The organism is Exiguobacterium sp. 9-2 (assembly GCF_036287235.1).
Classification (GTDB): domain Bacteria; phylum Bacillota; class Bacilli; order Exiguobacteriales; family Exiguobacteriaceae; genus Exiguobacterium_A.
The window spans coordinates 2648322-2663043 of sequence record NZ_CP142850.1; the positions used below are offsets into that span (position 1 = coordinate 2648322).

Below are 14722 nucleotides of genomic sequence, written 5' to 3' on the forward strand. Positions count from 1 at the left end.
TAAAAGTTCCCTGAACGATGCGAAAACATGCGTGAATCGTATAGTTTTAAAAAGAAGCTCTAATTAAGAGGGATTAATTTACTTTAATAAAAAATAAAATGGAATAAATAGGTTTATAATCCTTTATACTAAGGTTAAGAATAACAAGAGAGGAGTCCATTTTATGAAACTAGGCCGCCATATCATCGAAACCTTTCGTCGTTTTACCCTGGCAGCGAGTATGGATGAGTATGACTTAGCAAGCGTTCTAACAAAGGAGATTCCAGAGCTGACAGCTATCTGTGTCACGATTCGACCGACACATCTTCACCTTCAAGCCGCTGTACCGTTGACCCGTTATGGTTTAGAACGCGACTTACCGGTCGAGTTGACCCTCCAAATGCGATCCGTCGATAAACGCACCATCACGTTCGAAGTCTTTGACGTCTGTCCTCATGACACCGAATCCTTTAATGAAACCTACCTTATTCGTCCACCTTATCTGCGTTATGCAAATCGACTTCTGACCGTCGATCTTTCCTTCTATTTTCCTTTCCGTCATGCCCGTTACCGTTCGATTCGTCACGTTAAACTGGAAGAAGGTTTTCTGCTTGCTTATTTGTCTCATTAAAAAAGGGCACCCTCTCCTAAATAAGGCGAGGGTGCTCGTGTCTGTTACGAACTCAACTTATCCGCTTGACGCTCCAGCAGTCCGAGGCGACGAATCTTTTTCTCCTCGACGACAGCGACGATCGCAAGGGCGATCAAACCAAAGAGTAATGCTGCATTGAAGATGACAAACGTGTCGCTCCAGCCGTGCAAGGTGACCGAACCGATCGTTAGACCGTTCGTTTCCGGGTCAGCGATTTTTGCTAGACCGACTTTTGCGATCGAATCACCGAACAAGTAACCAAATGTCCCGACCATGCCGTTCGTGACCGTCGTTGCTTGTTTTGGTGCGAAGCTGATGACCGAGACCCCGATCAAGAGTTGTGGTCCGTAGATGAGGGCACCGAGTGCAAACAATGATGCATAGATCATGACTTCACTCGTACCGTAACGATAACCGAGGACCGCGACTGCCGTCAGCAAGAGACAGATCGCTGCGACGAGCGCCCGGCGTCCTTTCAGTAAATCGGACACGTAACCCCAAATCATACTGCCGCACAATGCGCCGATCTCAAAGAAGAAGATCGTATTGACAGCACTCTCCGTGCTGAAGTGTAAGTGTTCCGTGACGTAGAGCGGTGCCCAGTTATCGATTCCGATCCGGACGATATAGACGAAGACGTTCGCGATACAGAGCGTCCAGATCCAAGGGTTTGAGATGACATACGTCTTGAAGACTTGCCATTTCGTCATGCTGTCAGCAGCGATGTTCTCCGGTTCGATCGGTTCCTCGAAAATCTCTTCACTTCGGTTCCATCCGAGTTCCTCCGGGTCATCCTTCCCGATGAACAGACCGACGATCCCGATGACAAGGGCGATCACAGCAGGGAAGATGAACATCCCGACGACACTCCCGTTGAAGAAGACGTTCGCTCCCCACAGTGCGAGACCACCAGCAATCGCTCCACCGATGTTGTGCGAGACGTTCCAGAAGCCGAGGTAGCGTCCGCGTTTTTCAAACGGTGTCCAGCGGGCGATCGTCGAGTATGACGATGGTCCCCCGACCGATTGGAAGAACCCACTGAGTCCCCAAAGGACCATCAAGAGACCAACCGGACTTCCACCGGCACTCATCAAGAGTCCCATCGCGGTGACGATCAAGGACGAGAGAATCAATAAGAACGAGATGACACGTTTCGTATTTTTCCCGTCAACGAAGTAGCCGAGCAACGTTTTCCCGATTCCGTATGTAATCGAGAAGGCGAAGCCGATATAACCAAGTTCTGTCGTCGTGAAACCGAGCTCGTCCTTCAAGAGCGGTTGCGCCGCCTTGAAGTTGTTTCGGATGAGATACATCGCCATATATGAGAAGAAGACGACTAAGAAGGCCTTTAAGAATTGCTGTAACCATTGTTTCCGTTGTACTTCGATTGGTATGCCGGCATTCGGCAATTTTTTGATGCTGAAGAAGCCCATCTTCCATTTCCCCTATCTGAATCAGAGTCTTCGCATCATTTGTCCTGGAGCTGATTGAATCGACGGAGATAGTCCCGGTAATCGGCGACGATATCCTGCCCGACGTTTTGCTGGATCGGTTGTGTCTTCGCGATCGCATAGGTCGGCGTGCCGAACGAGACTTTCCGCAGGATCGCCTGACCGTCCGCTGAAAGCACGAAACGCATGAAGGCATTCGCCTGCTTCTGTTGCGTCCGTCCTTTCAGCTTTGAGATCGCGTTGATCGAGTACGTATCGAGCGGAATGCTTTTGACCGGGTAATACTTTTCGCGTAATGATTGTTGATCCCCGATGAAATTGACCCCAAGCATCGCTTCCCCACTCGCGACATACGACGTCGGCGCAAAGCCGTTCGCCGTGAATAGCCGCGTTCGCTCGATCAGTTGTTGTAAGACACGTTCCGCCTTCATCCCGTATCCGTCAAAGACCGCTTGCAGGATCGTCGCACCGGTACCGGAATGGTTCGGATCCGGCAAAATTAACTCGTCCTGATACCGTTTCGCTGTCAAGTCAGCGAGCGTCTTCGGATACGGTGCCGCCCCGAATCGGTTGTTCCAGACGTCCGTATTGATGACGATTGCGAGGCGTTCGACTTCGTAGCCGATCCAGTAGCGATCCGGATCCTGTAGTTCTGCTTGATCCAGATCAGTCGGGAACGGTGTCGACAAGCCGCGTTGCTTGAGCGTCTGGTGGGCATCCCACGTTCCACCGATGATGACGTCAGCGCGCGGATGATCCGCCTCCTTCGTCACACGCCGGACGAGTTCTTCTGTCGAGAGGCGAACGAACTCATACGTACAACCCGCTCGTTCACAGTACGATGACAGCAAGGCGCGACCGATATCCTCTTTCGCAGAGACATACGCCGTCAAATGCGGAACTGTTTCCCGCGCAGCTGTTCCCTGCTTCGTCTGTTCATTGTTGCGGACGATCCAAATGCTCATGAGACAAATGATACTCAGCAAGAAGAGCATTCCTTTTCTCATCGATCTGCCTCCTTCCCGGTCGGCAGGAGTTGTCCTTTTAAATAGAAGGTGTTTCCATTGTCATCATCCATGTACTGGACGCTGAACAATGTCTCATACACAGTAATATTCATTAAGTTGGCACGCGTGTTCTGCTCATTCTTGAACCGCTGGAGCTTGAGAATGCGCGGCTGTCCCTGACTGGCATCGAGTGCTTGACCGACTTCTTCATAGTCCGTCATCGGCTCCGCTTGCGTCAGGCGACGCTTGACGTCTTCTCGCTCACGTGCAGTCAAAGAACGAGATCGCTCTCCCGCATACCACGTCACGACTTCCGCCTCGGCGAACTGACGCGCGAGCTGTTCCGGTTCGTGATAGGCGTTCAAGAATCGTGCTTTCAGTGACGTCGTTTGGGTGCTGGGACGTTTCGCGACACATTGCCCGTTTAGTGTCATGCCTTCCCCGAGGGAGAACGTCCATGTCGTTCCGTTTAAGAAACGGAGCGTCCCGTTAAATGTCGCTGTACCTGCCGGACAGGTCCCCTTTGCCACCGTCTTCATTTGCTTCAAAAGAGTCGTGATGCGCTGGACTTCCGTTCCGTCTTCTACCGTCTGCTCACCCCATGCCCGGTGACGTAACGTCAACTCGGTCGGGAGCGAGTCATCGGAAGCATTCAGTCGTTTCGGTCCATCGAGGACGTGTAAGCGTCCGAAGACCGTCTGCTGAAGCAAAAGAAGACCGAGGGCAAACAAGATGCCCATCAAGAATAGATAAGCGATGGTCGATGCTTTCATGATTCCTCTCCTTGCTTGATTCTTAGATTACGGGGCAATTGTTTCGTAAATCCGGTCGAATTGTTTCGTAAATGTATCATTTGTAAGCGATTACATTAAGTCTGATTCGCTAATCGAAAAGTTAATGTGATACGTGTGCCGCTTACATCGCTTTCAAGTTCAAAATCGCCACCTTGTTCCTGCATCAGACGCCGGCAGAGCGGTAGACCGAGTCCATTCCCACTCGCCGTCGTCAGACTATGTTGCTCGTCCTCCCATTCGGTTAGGACGGCTGGATCCATACCAATTCCGTCATCCGTCATGAGGAGTCGGAGGGTCGTATCCGTACTGACGGTCGAAAATGTCACCGTCATCGCGTCACTGTATTTGACGGCGTTCTCGAGAAGATTCAACAAGACTTGTTTCGTCTGGTCCGGTTGCCCGAGCACGTAGATTGACGGAACATCCTGCTTCACTTGAATCCCTTGTCCATCGAGACGCAACTGCATGATGAATAAGGTATCTTCGAGCAGGGCATCGAGCGCGAACATCGTCGACGTCACGTGGCGTTCGTTCCGTTGTTGTTTCGCCTGTTCGAGATTATGCGAGACGAGTCGTAACAAGCGCTGGCTCTCGACCTCGATGTAGTGATAACAATGTGCCGCTTCGTCCGGCGGCAGCTTGGGGATCAACTCGACATAGCCCATGATCGCCGTCATCGGCGTCCGGAGTTCATGGGTGATGTGATCGATGAACGTCTGCTGGTCGCTTCGTTGTTGTTCGAGCTGTCCGATGTTGTGCTGGATCGCGTCTGCAAGCGTCGAAAAGTCCGCTGCCAGTCGGTTCAATTCCTCATATGGATACGCCGGTAGCGCATGCGCATAGTGTCCTTTCGTCAAGGCGTGCGAAACGCTTCGTAAATCGTCGATCGGTCCGATCAACGTCTTTGCCATCCGCCGTGCTGTCCAAACGGCAATTACGATCAAGATCAGAAAGACGCCCGTGAAAACATAGGTGAATTGCCGTAGCAGTTCGGCTTCCGTCCGCAGATCAACAAGAAAACGGACCGAGCCGATGACGTCCGTCTTACCGTACAGTGGGCTTGAGAAGAACAGTACGGGAACATCGGTTTCTTTCAGAAAGAGATAACTCGAATTTCCTTTTAACGCTTGATCGATGTCTCCTGCGAGAAGCGGCAATTGATCGCGTTCCGAATCAGCAAGTAGTTCTGCGTTTGGTCCAAACAGCTGGACGCGCGCGTCGAAGCGGTCTGCAAGATAGGAAGCGATCGGAACTGCCGTATCGGCGAGCGAGTCCGTCTCTTCACTTGCGAGGTAGTTCATCGTGTAGAGCTCCGCTTCCCGACTCAGTTTTTGGACGGAATCGACGGCGTTCTCATATAGATTCGATTGGATGAAGGCATAGAGAATCAAGAAGAGTACTAGCAGTGCCGGAACGAGGAGCAAGACGAAGTTTTCCGTGATGACCTGGCGTAACTTCATGCGTCGACCCACTTGTAGCCGACACCGTAAATCGTCTTGATCCGTTCGCCTTGCACTCCGAGTTTCTTCCGCAAGCGCTGGACCATGATATCGACGGCACGGGTCTGACCGGAGAAGTCAAAACCCCAGACTTGTTCGAGCAGTTCATCTCGCTCGAAGACCCGTTTCGGATGCGCTAAGAAGAGCGCAAGTAAGGCGTACTCCCGGTACGTCAGTGGTAACGGTTGTCCATCGAGTCGAATGACGCGTTCTTCGGGATCAACCGATAAGAAGGGATCAGTCACGACAGGCACGGGTGGTACGACCGCCTTCGTGCGTTTCAACAGATTTTTGACACGCAAGACGAGTTCCGTTCCGTTGAACGGTTTGGTCATATAGTCATCCGCTCCGAGCTGCAGCCCGATGATTTTATCGTTCATCTGATCACGCGCCGTCAGCATCAAGATCGGTAAGTCAGGTGTCGTCTGTCGAAGCTTAGGAATCAAGTCGAAACCGGTCGTATCCGGTAGCATCAAATCGAGGACGATCAAATCAAAGGGTTGTGTTGCCTGCAAGGCGAGTGCTGCTGCTCCGTCGGCTGCCGTCTCGACCGTCTGACCATCGAGCTCGAGTTGCAGTTTGACGAGATGCCGGATGCTCGCCTCATCATCGATGACAAGAATATGCATAGGAATTCCTTCTTTCTGGACAGGTTTTTCTGTCCCCTAGCGTATCATGAAATCGTTTGCAATCACACCAGCAGGACAAATGAAAAAACCAGATCCCGAAGTAATCAGGAACTGGCTTTTACTTATTTCACCGTAAATTTCACTGTGACAGAATTACCGTATGCTTCTGGTTCGAAATGCCATTTCTCGACACCCGTCTTGATTGCTTTGAAGCCATAGCCATCAAGTTTCAGTTTACTTTCTCCTGATGAGAGTGCCCGGTAGACATATGGATTCGTATCCTTCGTCGACTTACGGACGATTCCGAAACGTTGTCCTTTTTTGAGCGTCATCGACTTACTACTCGTAAGATGTGTAGTTCCGCCATATTCATCGAGCGTCATGTATTTCGAGACTTTTCCAACAGCATCTCGATCATCCGCCCCCGTACCGATGCGATGTTTTAATGTCTTTCCTTTATAGGAATAGACATCATGAACGATCGTCATCGAACCAAGATAGAGTTTTTTATCTTTAATCAACGCGCGACCGAATGGGTACGCTTCTTTTGCTTCAAACACCTTCTTGATTGCCTTACCATCCGTTGATCCAATTAAAATTGGTGTTAGAAAGCTACCACTTCCCTCGACTGGTCCGATGACGAGTTGTTCTTTTTTCGCATCGACCAATTTTCCTTTAGCCCACACATCATAATAAGCTGTATCTCGATCCGTATACGTATAGATCGTCGTCCATTTTTTCTTCTTCGCATCATACTTCTGCGCTTTACCGATGACATCATTCATATACGTCTTCGTATTGAATCGTTCATACAGCGTAAACGTTTCAGGATACTTGCCACCAAGTAGATAGACGGACCGGACATCGATTGGTTTATAACCACCAGATAGTTTACTTTTCTTTAACGCAGCAATTTGACGATCAACGATTGATTTCTCTGTTTTACTGAGTGCTGCCGCCGAATCATTCACTACTGGTAATGTGCTGATGATGAGACCAAGTGCTGTTGCTGCCACTATTTTTTTCATTGGAATTCCTCCTTATGATTAGTACGTCGTCGTATCGTTATGACTAAAGGTTTTTAGTGCTTGTGAGTCAGTGATGTACCAGCGTTCGTCATCTAAGTTGTACTTCAGGTAATATTTGAAAGGTACGTCTTTTCCAGGATTGCGTTCATCGAGTGAATCATCATCCTCTTTATAATAGCTACCTTCGTAATAGCAAATCGCTTCGACGGTCGCAGTCAAATCAGTCGCGACTTCGCTGACGGTGATGGATGCTGGGGAATATTCGATTTCATTCAAATATCCATCCCAGTAAACGCCATTCTTGTCCATGCTTGCATAATAACTTTGTTGTTTATTCAAATACGCAGACGACGTGAACAATGTGAAGGCTGACGTGTCTTTATCCATGTACGCCTGTTCCCACTCCTTCGCATGCTGGTGCACGGTATCGATGATGTCGCCTTTGACCGATTCTCGAACCTCCATGCCTCTACCTGTCGCTGAATCCGAGAGCGACTTTCGTTGATCAACGAGCCAGTCTTGTCCCGATTTCACAAGATTTAGTTCCCAGACGATCGTGCTGCCATCCGGACGTTCGTGTAGATACGGCTGATAAGACCGTGAGGAATAGTCGACCTTTACTTCGACCGTCGCCTTATCTCCTTTAATCGTAATATCGTTTTGAGGAATATCGTTGACCGTCAGCTCACCATCAAAGATGTAACCTCCTGTAACGAGATCATTCAAACTACTTTGGAAGTTCTGATTGTAAGTGTTCGTACTGACAGACAATCCTTTGACGCTCCGCTCTGTAAGAGCGTCTTCGAGTTCTCGGAAAAAGAGCGTTGAAATATCTTGGATATTCTTATAATCCTGATCGGACACTTCCTTCGAATCTGACTTTTTCGCCGCTTCCGTCGGTTTCGATTCCGATTTGTCCTGACTCGTCTTCTCTTCTTCACCAATGACGAATGAAGCATCCTGCTTCTTTTGTTCGACTGCTTGAGGCGTCTCTTCCTGGTTCAAAAAGAAATACGTCCCACCGCCCGCGGCGAGTAAGAGGAGCAGTGCGCTAATCCCGATCGTTCGCTTATTGCGTTTGTTCTTTTGTTTCTTTTCGTACTTGATGACGACGTATGCTCGTTCGATTTCTGTCCGTTCCTCGGATTCCTCCGGATGTGCTTCAAGCTTCTCAGCATACGCTCGCTCGAGCTCTTTCATCGATGAAGTACGCGATATCCCCAATCGTTCATATGGATCCATGATTCCCTCTCCTTTTGTTCAAAAATTTGTTATTTTTATCTTTATTTTACATTATAATGACGAAGTTAAGAAAGGAGTGCTTTTTAATGTCACATTGTTCGAATTGTCGAACCCCGATGAATGATCAGATGATCTATTGTCCGGTCTGTGGTCAAAAAAATCGTCCATCGCGATCCCGTTCCGCCAAAACATCATGGCTCATCGGATTGGTGATCGTAGTGCTTTGCATCGGTGGAGGTACGTTCGGTTATCTCAAATATCAAGCGGCACAACCGTTATTCAAGACGAGTCAACTGACACATGCAGCGGCTGATATCGATCAAGTTTTGCCGGAAGGTGCCTCAGCGATACAACGTAATCAACTGGCTGATGAAGACCTTAAGGATTACCTCATTTTTGATGCTGCCTCACCCGATTCCTTGTACGAGTTCCTCAATAGTTATGCCCAGCGCCTCCCCTTGCTCAACAACGGAGAAGATGGTGGTTGGGATTATTACGATCCTACCATCGAGGACTACAGCTCTTATGCTGATCTATTCTACGGTGAAGACGATTTATCTGAAGATGAGCGAGACCGTTTCGGTGATCGACTGAAGGTGTCTGAAGAAGACCCCTATAGTTACCTCACATTAAAGGACATGACCTTTGATCAGATAGAAGCCATCAGCAAAAATGAATTCAGAGTCGAAACGACCGAGACATACGCTCGTGTTCATTTCAGTAATGATGAAGACGAGAAACGATTCCATCGCGCCATCGTCGAATATGAGGTGACGTTCGATGACGACCGATACAGCATCACCTCTGTGAAACGAACCTTCAAGAAGGAGACGACATCATGATGCCACGCATACTTCCTTTTCTTTTAACAGCTAGCATACTAGGTGGTTGTAGTAACGACTCAGCGGATCTCTACTTGAAGCAAAGTGCTCAAAGCACGCTTGCTGGAGACCTTTTCGAAGAACAACAATGGCGCGAAAAAGCTCGGACGGAAGGTGCGACAGATAAGCGTCTGATCGCGCTGTCACAGCAGCAAGAGGCGTTTCACGATTTGAAAGCCGCCTTGTTCATGAATCAGACGACGGACGCCCTTCGTTACGCGGAACGAGTCATGAATCAGACGTTCGGTGACAAAGCACTCGCGGATGAAGCAGCTAGTTATCACCGCACTCTTGGTAAGGTCGAAAAAGCATTTCGTGACGTGGCAGGTACCTACACGTACTCGACGAGTGATCAGGGCGAAAACGAACAAGATTATAGCGATGCGACGATTGATGTCGTGACGCATCCGAATCGTGAGGCGACACTGACAATCCATGATGCTCGAGATTATGAAGGACAACCACTTGATGACTTTACGTATAGCGGACGTTTTAATTCCGATAATAGTCTGATGCTATATTTCTATGAGTCTTCTTTAGAAATCGAGTTTGATGACGACGGCGGTCTGACCTTCCGCGATTCCGGGATTGAAAAAGACTCGACGATTGATTTTGAACAGACGACCAAACAATCCTTATGATAAAACGCTTGTCTTCGAAAACGGAGACAAGCGTTTTTGTTTGGAATCATCCTTTTGTATCTTTAAAGCGATTCAATCCATATCCCACTAATCCACCGAGGAATGGGAAAAAGAAAAGCATGAACGCATTCCACCATGTCAAAGTGGAAACAACGACACCGGCTAGGATATCGTTATCCCATTGCAGTTCAAACCGCGTTTGTGTGAAGTACGCTAAAATGAGTCCACCGACCATAAAGACCCCGGCATAAATCGCAACATTCGGTAACGTCCGAATCCAGCGGAATCCGATTCCGATATGGATGACGAACATCAGAACAAGCACAATCAAGCCATACGGAGCAACACTTGAATTGAGCAGTTGTTCTTCTTCAAACGGAGTGGACGCATTCGCGATTTGTGCGAAGCGTGTCAGAAGCCCCACATCTACCGTCTCATCAAAGCGTGTCACTTTCGGATCAAGCGTTGGATCTTCTCCATTTTGAATCTGATTCCCGATGATTCCTTGGATTCGATCCAGATTCGAAGCATCATCCGCTTCATCGATTCCTTGCTTTAAGTCGTTCAAACGATCTTCACCATATAAGGCCGCACCTAAATGGAAGTCTTCTGTTAAAACCGTCATCTTGAAATCGACTTGCCCAGCTTGAGACATCGCGTAAAGCGGAGATGCACCGCTCAAGAGAACGAGACTGGCCGATTCACCAAATTCGACTTCGTCCAGTTCATCGAGCTCGTTTAGGTAATATAGTTGTCCGAATGATGTCAGCAGGACACCGAACAAGTAGACACTCATCAATGTCGTCGCGGCGATCCGTCCGACCTGCCAAGAACCGCGCAGATCCGTTTGACCGATGAATTGGAACAAAAGAACACCAGCGAGCGCCAAAAGGAAAATCCGAATCATTCCTGTGATCAGATGTAGATCGAAAACGCCGAAATCCGTCGCAAACAATCCGACGACCAATGTGATCACCGATAATGTCAGGGCAAAGACGACCGCACGTTCAATCCGTTCATTCCACGATGTCGCCTTGATTCCGATGACACCACCTCGTTCGAGCAACCATGCGCTCCCGATTAATAGGATCAATCCCGGCAAGGATAGTAAGAAATGCCCTGAAAAAATATGAAAATCAAGTTGATTGATTGCTTTTTGAATATCAGAGAACTGATCCGCATCGTTACCTATCACTTCGGTCAGGAAGCGTGATTTCAAGTCTTCACTTGATGTGAGATTTAGACCAGCAAGGGCGACGAAAGCAAGGAAGAAGAACATTCCGAACGTACTAAAGTCATTCCCTACGTTTTGTTGAACAGTCTTGATTCCATCTAATGCCGGGTTATCGCTGAGCAGACCGAGCATGATGAACAAGATGACGACGATCGCAGCAAAACAGATGACGGCGGCGATACTACCGATCGCAAGACTCGGATTCCCAAGCGAGAAATCGAATCGCGAGAAGAATGCGCGTCCGCGCTCTTTCCATGGAAGGTTCACGTTCCAATCCTGCGATTTCCACTTCTTACGAATGTCGTCCATACCCGGAAGACGGTCCACAAGTGAGCCTTCCGACGTCGCAGCGACGAGGCGCGAATGTCCACAATTCGGACAGTAGGACGCACGACCATCCATCTGTGTACCACACCCGACACAAAAATGCGCAGCTTGTTCGAAGCGGATCGGACGGGCTTGCTTATCAAGCGATGTTCCGTCTATCTCGCAATACTGGGCGTGTGGAGCATGTGCTTGACCACAGGTCGAACAATACTTCATACGCGTTGCCCCATTTCTGATCCACAGCATGTGCAAAAATGCTGATCATTACGTTGTGGCGTATGGCATGTCGTACATGCGACTTTCGCTTGTTCGTTCTCACGGGGAACAGACGTGCCGCATTTCCCACAGAATTTCGCACCCGGCTCAAGAGGTGTCCGGCATGACTTACATTGTTTTTGTGCAGCTTCGACTTCCATCTCGTCGATCCGTGATAAGGCACCGAACACGAGTACTTCCTGCGCGAGAATATCCTCAATTTCTTGACGACGACCTTCATTCCGCAGCTTCATATAATGACGCTCTCCGATTTCGTACAGTAAGCGTCCTTTTTCACGTCGCGCTTGCTCCGCCTGATCCTGTAATTCTTTTGCTGTCATCCCTTGAAAACGTGATTTGACTGATTGCCAATCCATCATCCGTGTAGCCTCCCTTTTTCTTATTTAATATTCGTCGCCTGTTGAATCCGAAACCCTTCCTCATAGCTATCTTCTGAACTGCCATATGTGAAGAGGTAGCGGAAAAGTGACTTCGATGTTGACTTTCCTGGTGATTCACTCGCATACGTATACAGCTCACCTCGGATATATGTCGTCGCCATGACTTCAATACCGACCGTATCCCCGTACTCGACGAATTTCGCTGACGAACGATCAATCGACGCATTCATGAACTCTCCGTCCCACTCCAAGTCCTTTCGACTCCAATCGTCATAGTTCTTTTGCTGTTTCGCAAGGTAGGACGCATCATCAACGAGCGAGAAATAACTCGTATCCTGATAGGTTGCCGCATCGACCCAGTCAGACGCGTGCTCCTCGACGACTCCTTGAAGTTGATTCAAAACGGCTTCTGACGGTGCGAACGTGAATGTCGCTTTTTTCGTATCTGGTTTGACGACGATCTCATCCGACGTTTCCTCTCCCCATGGGAATGAATTCTTAATCGACAGTTTGATGCCGTTCTTCGAGATCGGTCCGTAGTTCTTCAAATCGGATACTTGTTTCGATGTCGATTTTCCGTCGACGATTAAAAAGGCATCCGGATACGTTTGATCAAGCTCGATCGCATTTCCTTTTAACGTGATTTCGAATTTTCGGTCCGCGGCGTCGAGTGTCAACGGATTGATCGTGACATCACTCGACTCTTTACCGTATTCGCCATCGTAGGCAATCTTCGCATCCGTTAATCCCGGATAGACACCGTCCATCATGATCCCTTCCGCTGACGCTTTACTACTTTCCGTTCCGACAGGATTCACGAGTGTGACCTTCGTTCCTTTAAAGTTACTGATGACTTCCGTTTTGACACTATCGAGGCGTAAACGGTAATCCTTGAAGATTCCGATTTGACGACCACTGGCGACGATTTGACCCGGAACATCACTATCGTTTTCTGCTTGAATCGACGCACCCGCCATCAATAAATAATCCATGAATGATTTCTTTTGCTCCGGCGTCTCTTTCAAGGCATCTAAAAAGCGTTGCGCCATCTTCTGATCAATCGGTTTTCCGTTGAACTCTGTATGCTCAGCGAGTAGCGTAGCGTCACCAGATCGAATCGCATCGCGGACCTTATTCGTCGTCGCTTCGACCGTGAACCATTGTGTCGCGAGTCCATAGTAGGCACCACCAGCTACGACCAATAATCCGACGGTCAACAGAATCGCTTTTGCAGACTTACTCGCTTTTTTAGAGTGCACGGGTCTACTATTGTGTTCTTTTTCTACAGGTTCCCGGTGTTCAATATCCTGCTTTAAGGCATCACCGCAACTCGGACAAAATTTTAATCCACGCTTCGCAGCATCCGAACATTTCACACATGCCATATATCCTAATCCCCTTCTGTTTTTTAATTTCATTTGAGGTAAAAATAGCCATAAGAAATAATAACACAATAACCTATTATTTACTTTTTTTGTAAAAATAATTATGTTTTCTGAATGTTTATTGACCAAAAATTATTCTATGAAATTTATTTTATCTATAAAGATGGTGATTCATTCTGTCACATTGGCTCTTTTACGTCTGAATCAAAAAGAAATCAGATGTGATTAATATCTTATGATAATAATTAATTACCTATTTTATAAAATCAAAATTCCATTTTATAGTTATATATGATATTTTTTATCTATAAAAAAGTGTAAGGGGATAAAAGAATGCACGCATCTACTAAACCAAAACGTAAATTCTACAAGAAGTGGTGGTTTTGGGTAATCATACTTCTTATTTTTGCAGTAGCAGGAAATAATTCAGAAGATCAGGCGACTCCAACTAAAAAGGCAGAATCAACAAAATCAACTACAATAAAAGAGGACACGGAAATGACTGAGTCATCGGATGCAGAAGAGACAGAAGTTGCCCTAAAAGAAGATGATGCTGTAGAAGAAGACACCGCAGAAGAAGATACAGTTGCGGTAGAAGATACTTCTACAGAAGAGACTGGAGCGGAAGAACCATCGACACCTGATGTCCCGACAGAATATCTGTCAGCACTCGACAAGGCGGGATCATACGCGGAAACGATGAACATGTCGAAAGCAGCTGTTTCAAATCAGTTGACATCGGATTATGGAGAGCAGTTTTCAAAGGAAGCGGCAGCGTATGCGATGGAAAATATGAGTTTCGATGATTGGAAATCAAACGCCCTCAAATCAGCTGAATCGTATTCTGAGACGATGAACATGTCTAAAAAAGGCATTTATGATCAACTGACATCTGACAGCGGTGAAAAATTCACAAGCGAAGAAGCCCAGTATGCGATCGATACACTTGATGTCGATTACAACCAAAACGCTCTTCAAAAAGCGAAGGAATACCAAGAAACGATGAGCATGTCACCTGAAGCGATTCGAGATCAACTCTCATCGGATTATGGAGAAAAATTCACACCAGAAGAAGCAAATTTTGCAGTCAGTCAACTAAAATAAGAGTTATCACCCTATTTGAATTTTGAATAGGGTGTTTTGTATTTTCGAAGTTTAGAATCTTAGATGTCTCCTCTCCTGCCAATTCTCTATATCAGAATCTATCCCGAACACCCCAGCGGATAAGTAGAGTTATCCGCCGGGCGCAACGTTTCATTTCTTCAATCATGCCAACGGTTTCTTTAACTTTTAAGTAGCGTAAGTGATGCGATTCCT

General features: G+C 47.6%; 14 protein-coding genes. 4 read left to right on the plus strand and 10 right to left on the minus strand.

Annotated elements, in window-relative coordinates:
• Positions 1-163 precede the first annotated feature (163 nt).
• On the plus strand, positions 164-610 hold the full coding sequence (locus tag VJ374_RS13830; RefSeq protein ID WP_329469218.1) for a hypothetical protein: 447 nt from the start codon (positions 164-166) through the stop codon (positions 608-610).
• A gap of 44 nt (positions 611-654) precedes the next feature.
• Here VJ374_RS13830 and uhpT read toward each other — a convergent pair whose 3' ends face one another.
• From uhpT to VJ374_RS13865, 7 genes are all read right to left on the minus strand, one after another.
• Positions 655-2064 carry a hexose-6-phosphate:phosphate antiporter gene (uhpT, locus tag VJ374_RS13835; protein WP_329469221.1) on the minus strand — a complete coding sequence of 470 codons (1410 nt, stop codon included), beginning with the start codon at positions 2062-2064 and terminating at the stop codon, positions 655-657.
• Between the two features lie 35 nt (positions 2065-2099).
• Complete coding sequence (locus tag VJ374_RS13840; RefSeq protein ID WP_329469223.1) at positions 2100-3089, minus strand: ABC transporter substrate-binding protein; 990 nt, start codon at positions 3087-3089, stop codon at positions 2100-2102.
• The gene (locus tag VJ374_RS13845) at positions 3086-3862 is read right to left on the minus strand and encodes a DUF3919 family protein (RefSeq protein WP_290788546.1); all 777 of its coding nucleotides are present in this window, start codon (positions 3860-3862) and stop codon (positions 3086-3088) included. The genes VJ374_RS13840 and VJ374_RS13845 overlap by 4 nt, the downstream gene beginning before the upstream one ends.
• 95 nt (positions 3863-3957) lie before the next feature.
• Entirely contained in the window at positions 3958-5343 is a 1386-nt protein-coding gene (locus tag VJ374_RS13850; protein ID WP_290788548.1) for a sensor histidine kinase, read from the minus strand.
• Positions 5340-6011: a response regulator transcription factor gene (locus tag VJ374_RS13855; RefSeq protein WP_214805523.1), complete on the minus strand. Its 672-nt coding sequence runs from the start codon at positions 6009-6011 to the stop codon at positions 5340-5342. Before VJ374_RS13855 ends, VJ374_RS13850 begins: the two co-directional genes overlap by 4 nt.
• A 122-nt stretch (positions 6012-6133) precedes the next feature.
• Positions 6134-7039: a hypothetical protein gene (locus VJ374_RS13860; protein ID WP_214805524.1), complete on the minus strand. Its 906-nt coding sequence runs from the start codon at positions 7037-7039 to the stop codon at positions 6134-6136.
• Positions 7040-7057: 18 nt separating this feature from the next.
• The gene (locus VJ374_RS13865; protein WP_056063343.1) at positions 7058-8281 is read right to left on the minus strand and encodes a hypothetical protein; all 1224 of its coding nucleotides are present in this window, start codon (positions 8279-8281) and stop codon (positions 7058-7060) included.
• A gap of 86 nt (positions 8282-8367) precedes the next feature.
• Here VJ374_RS13865 and VJ374_RS13870 point away from each other — a divergent pair, with 86 nt between their 5' ends.
• Both VJ374_RS13870 and VJ374_RS13875 read left to right on the plus strand, forming a co-directional pair.
• Entirely contained in the window at positions 8368-9123 is a 756-nt protein-coding gene (locus VJ374_RS13870; RefSeq protein ID WP_214805526.1) for a zinc ribbon domain-containing protein, read from the plus strand.
• On the plus strand, positions 9120-9803 hold the full coding sequence (locus VJ374_RS13875; protein ID WP_214805528.1) for a hypothetical protein: 684 nt from the start codon (positions 9120-9122) through the stop codon (positions 9801-9803). Before VJ374_RS13870 ends, VJ374_RS13875 begins: the two co-directional genes overlap by 4 nt.
• Positions 9804-9849: 46 nt before the next feature.
• Here the strand turns inward: VJ374_RS13875 and VJ374_RS13880 are convergent, their stop codons facing one another.
• The 3 genes from VJ374_RS13880 to VJ374_RS13890 are packed head-to-tail and all read right to left on the minus strand — an operon-like array spanning position 9850 to position 13405.
• Positions 9850-11580 carry a zinc ribbon domain-containing protein gene (locus VJ374_RS13880; protein WP_329469232.1) on the minus strand — a complete coding sequence of 577 codons (1731 nt, stop codon included), beginning with the start codon at positions 11578-11580 and terminating at the stop codon, positions 9850-9852.
• Positions 11577-11999, minus strand: coding sequence for a zinc ribbon domain-containing protein (locus tag VJ374_RS13885; RefSeq protein WP_313122259.1), 423 nt, complete (start codon positions 11997-11999; stop codon positions 11577-11579). The genes VJ374_RS13880 and VJ374_RS13885 overlap by 4 nt, the downstream gene beginning before the upstream one ends.
• A gap of 20 nt (positions 12000-12019) precedes the next feature.
• Positions 12020-13405, minus strand: coding sequence for a TcaA 3rd/4th domain-containing protein (locus VJ374_RS13890; RefSeq protein ID WP_329469235.1), 1386 nt, complete (start codon positions 13403-13405; stop codon positions 12020-12022).
• A gap of 498 nt (positions 13406-13903) precedes the next feature.
• Here VJ374_RS13890 and VJ374_RS13895 point away from each other — a divergent pair, with 498 nt between their 5' ends.
• A complete protein-coding gene (locus VJ374_RS13895; RefSeq protein WP_329469237.1) occupies positions 13904-14509 on the plus strand; it encodes an Ltp family lipoprotein in 606 nt (201 codons plus the stop codon).
• Positions 14510-14722 lie beyond the last annotated feature (213 nt).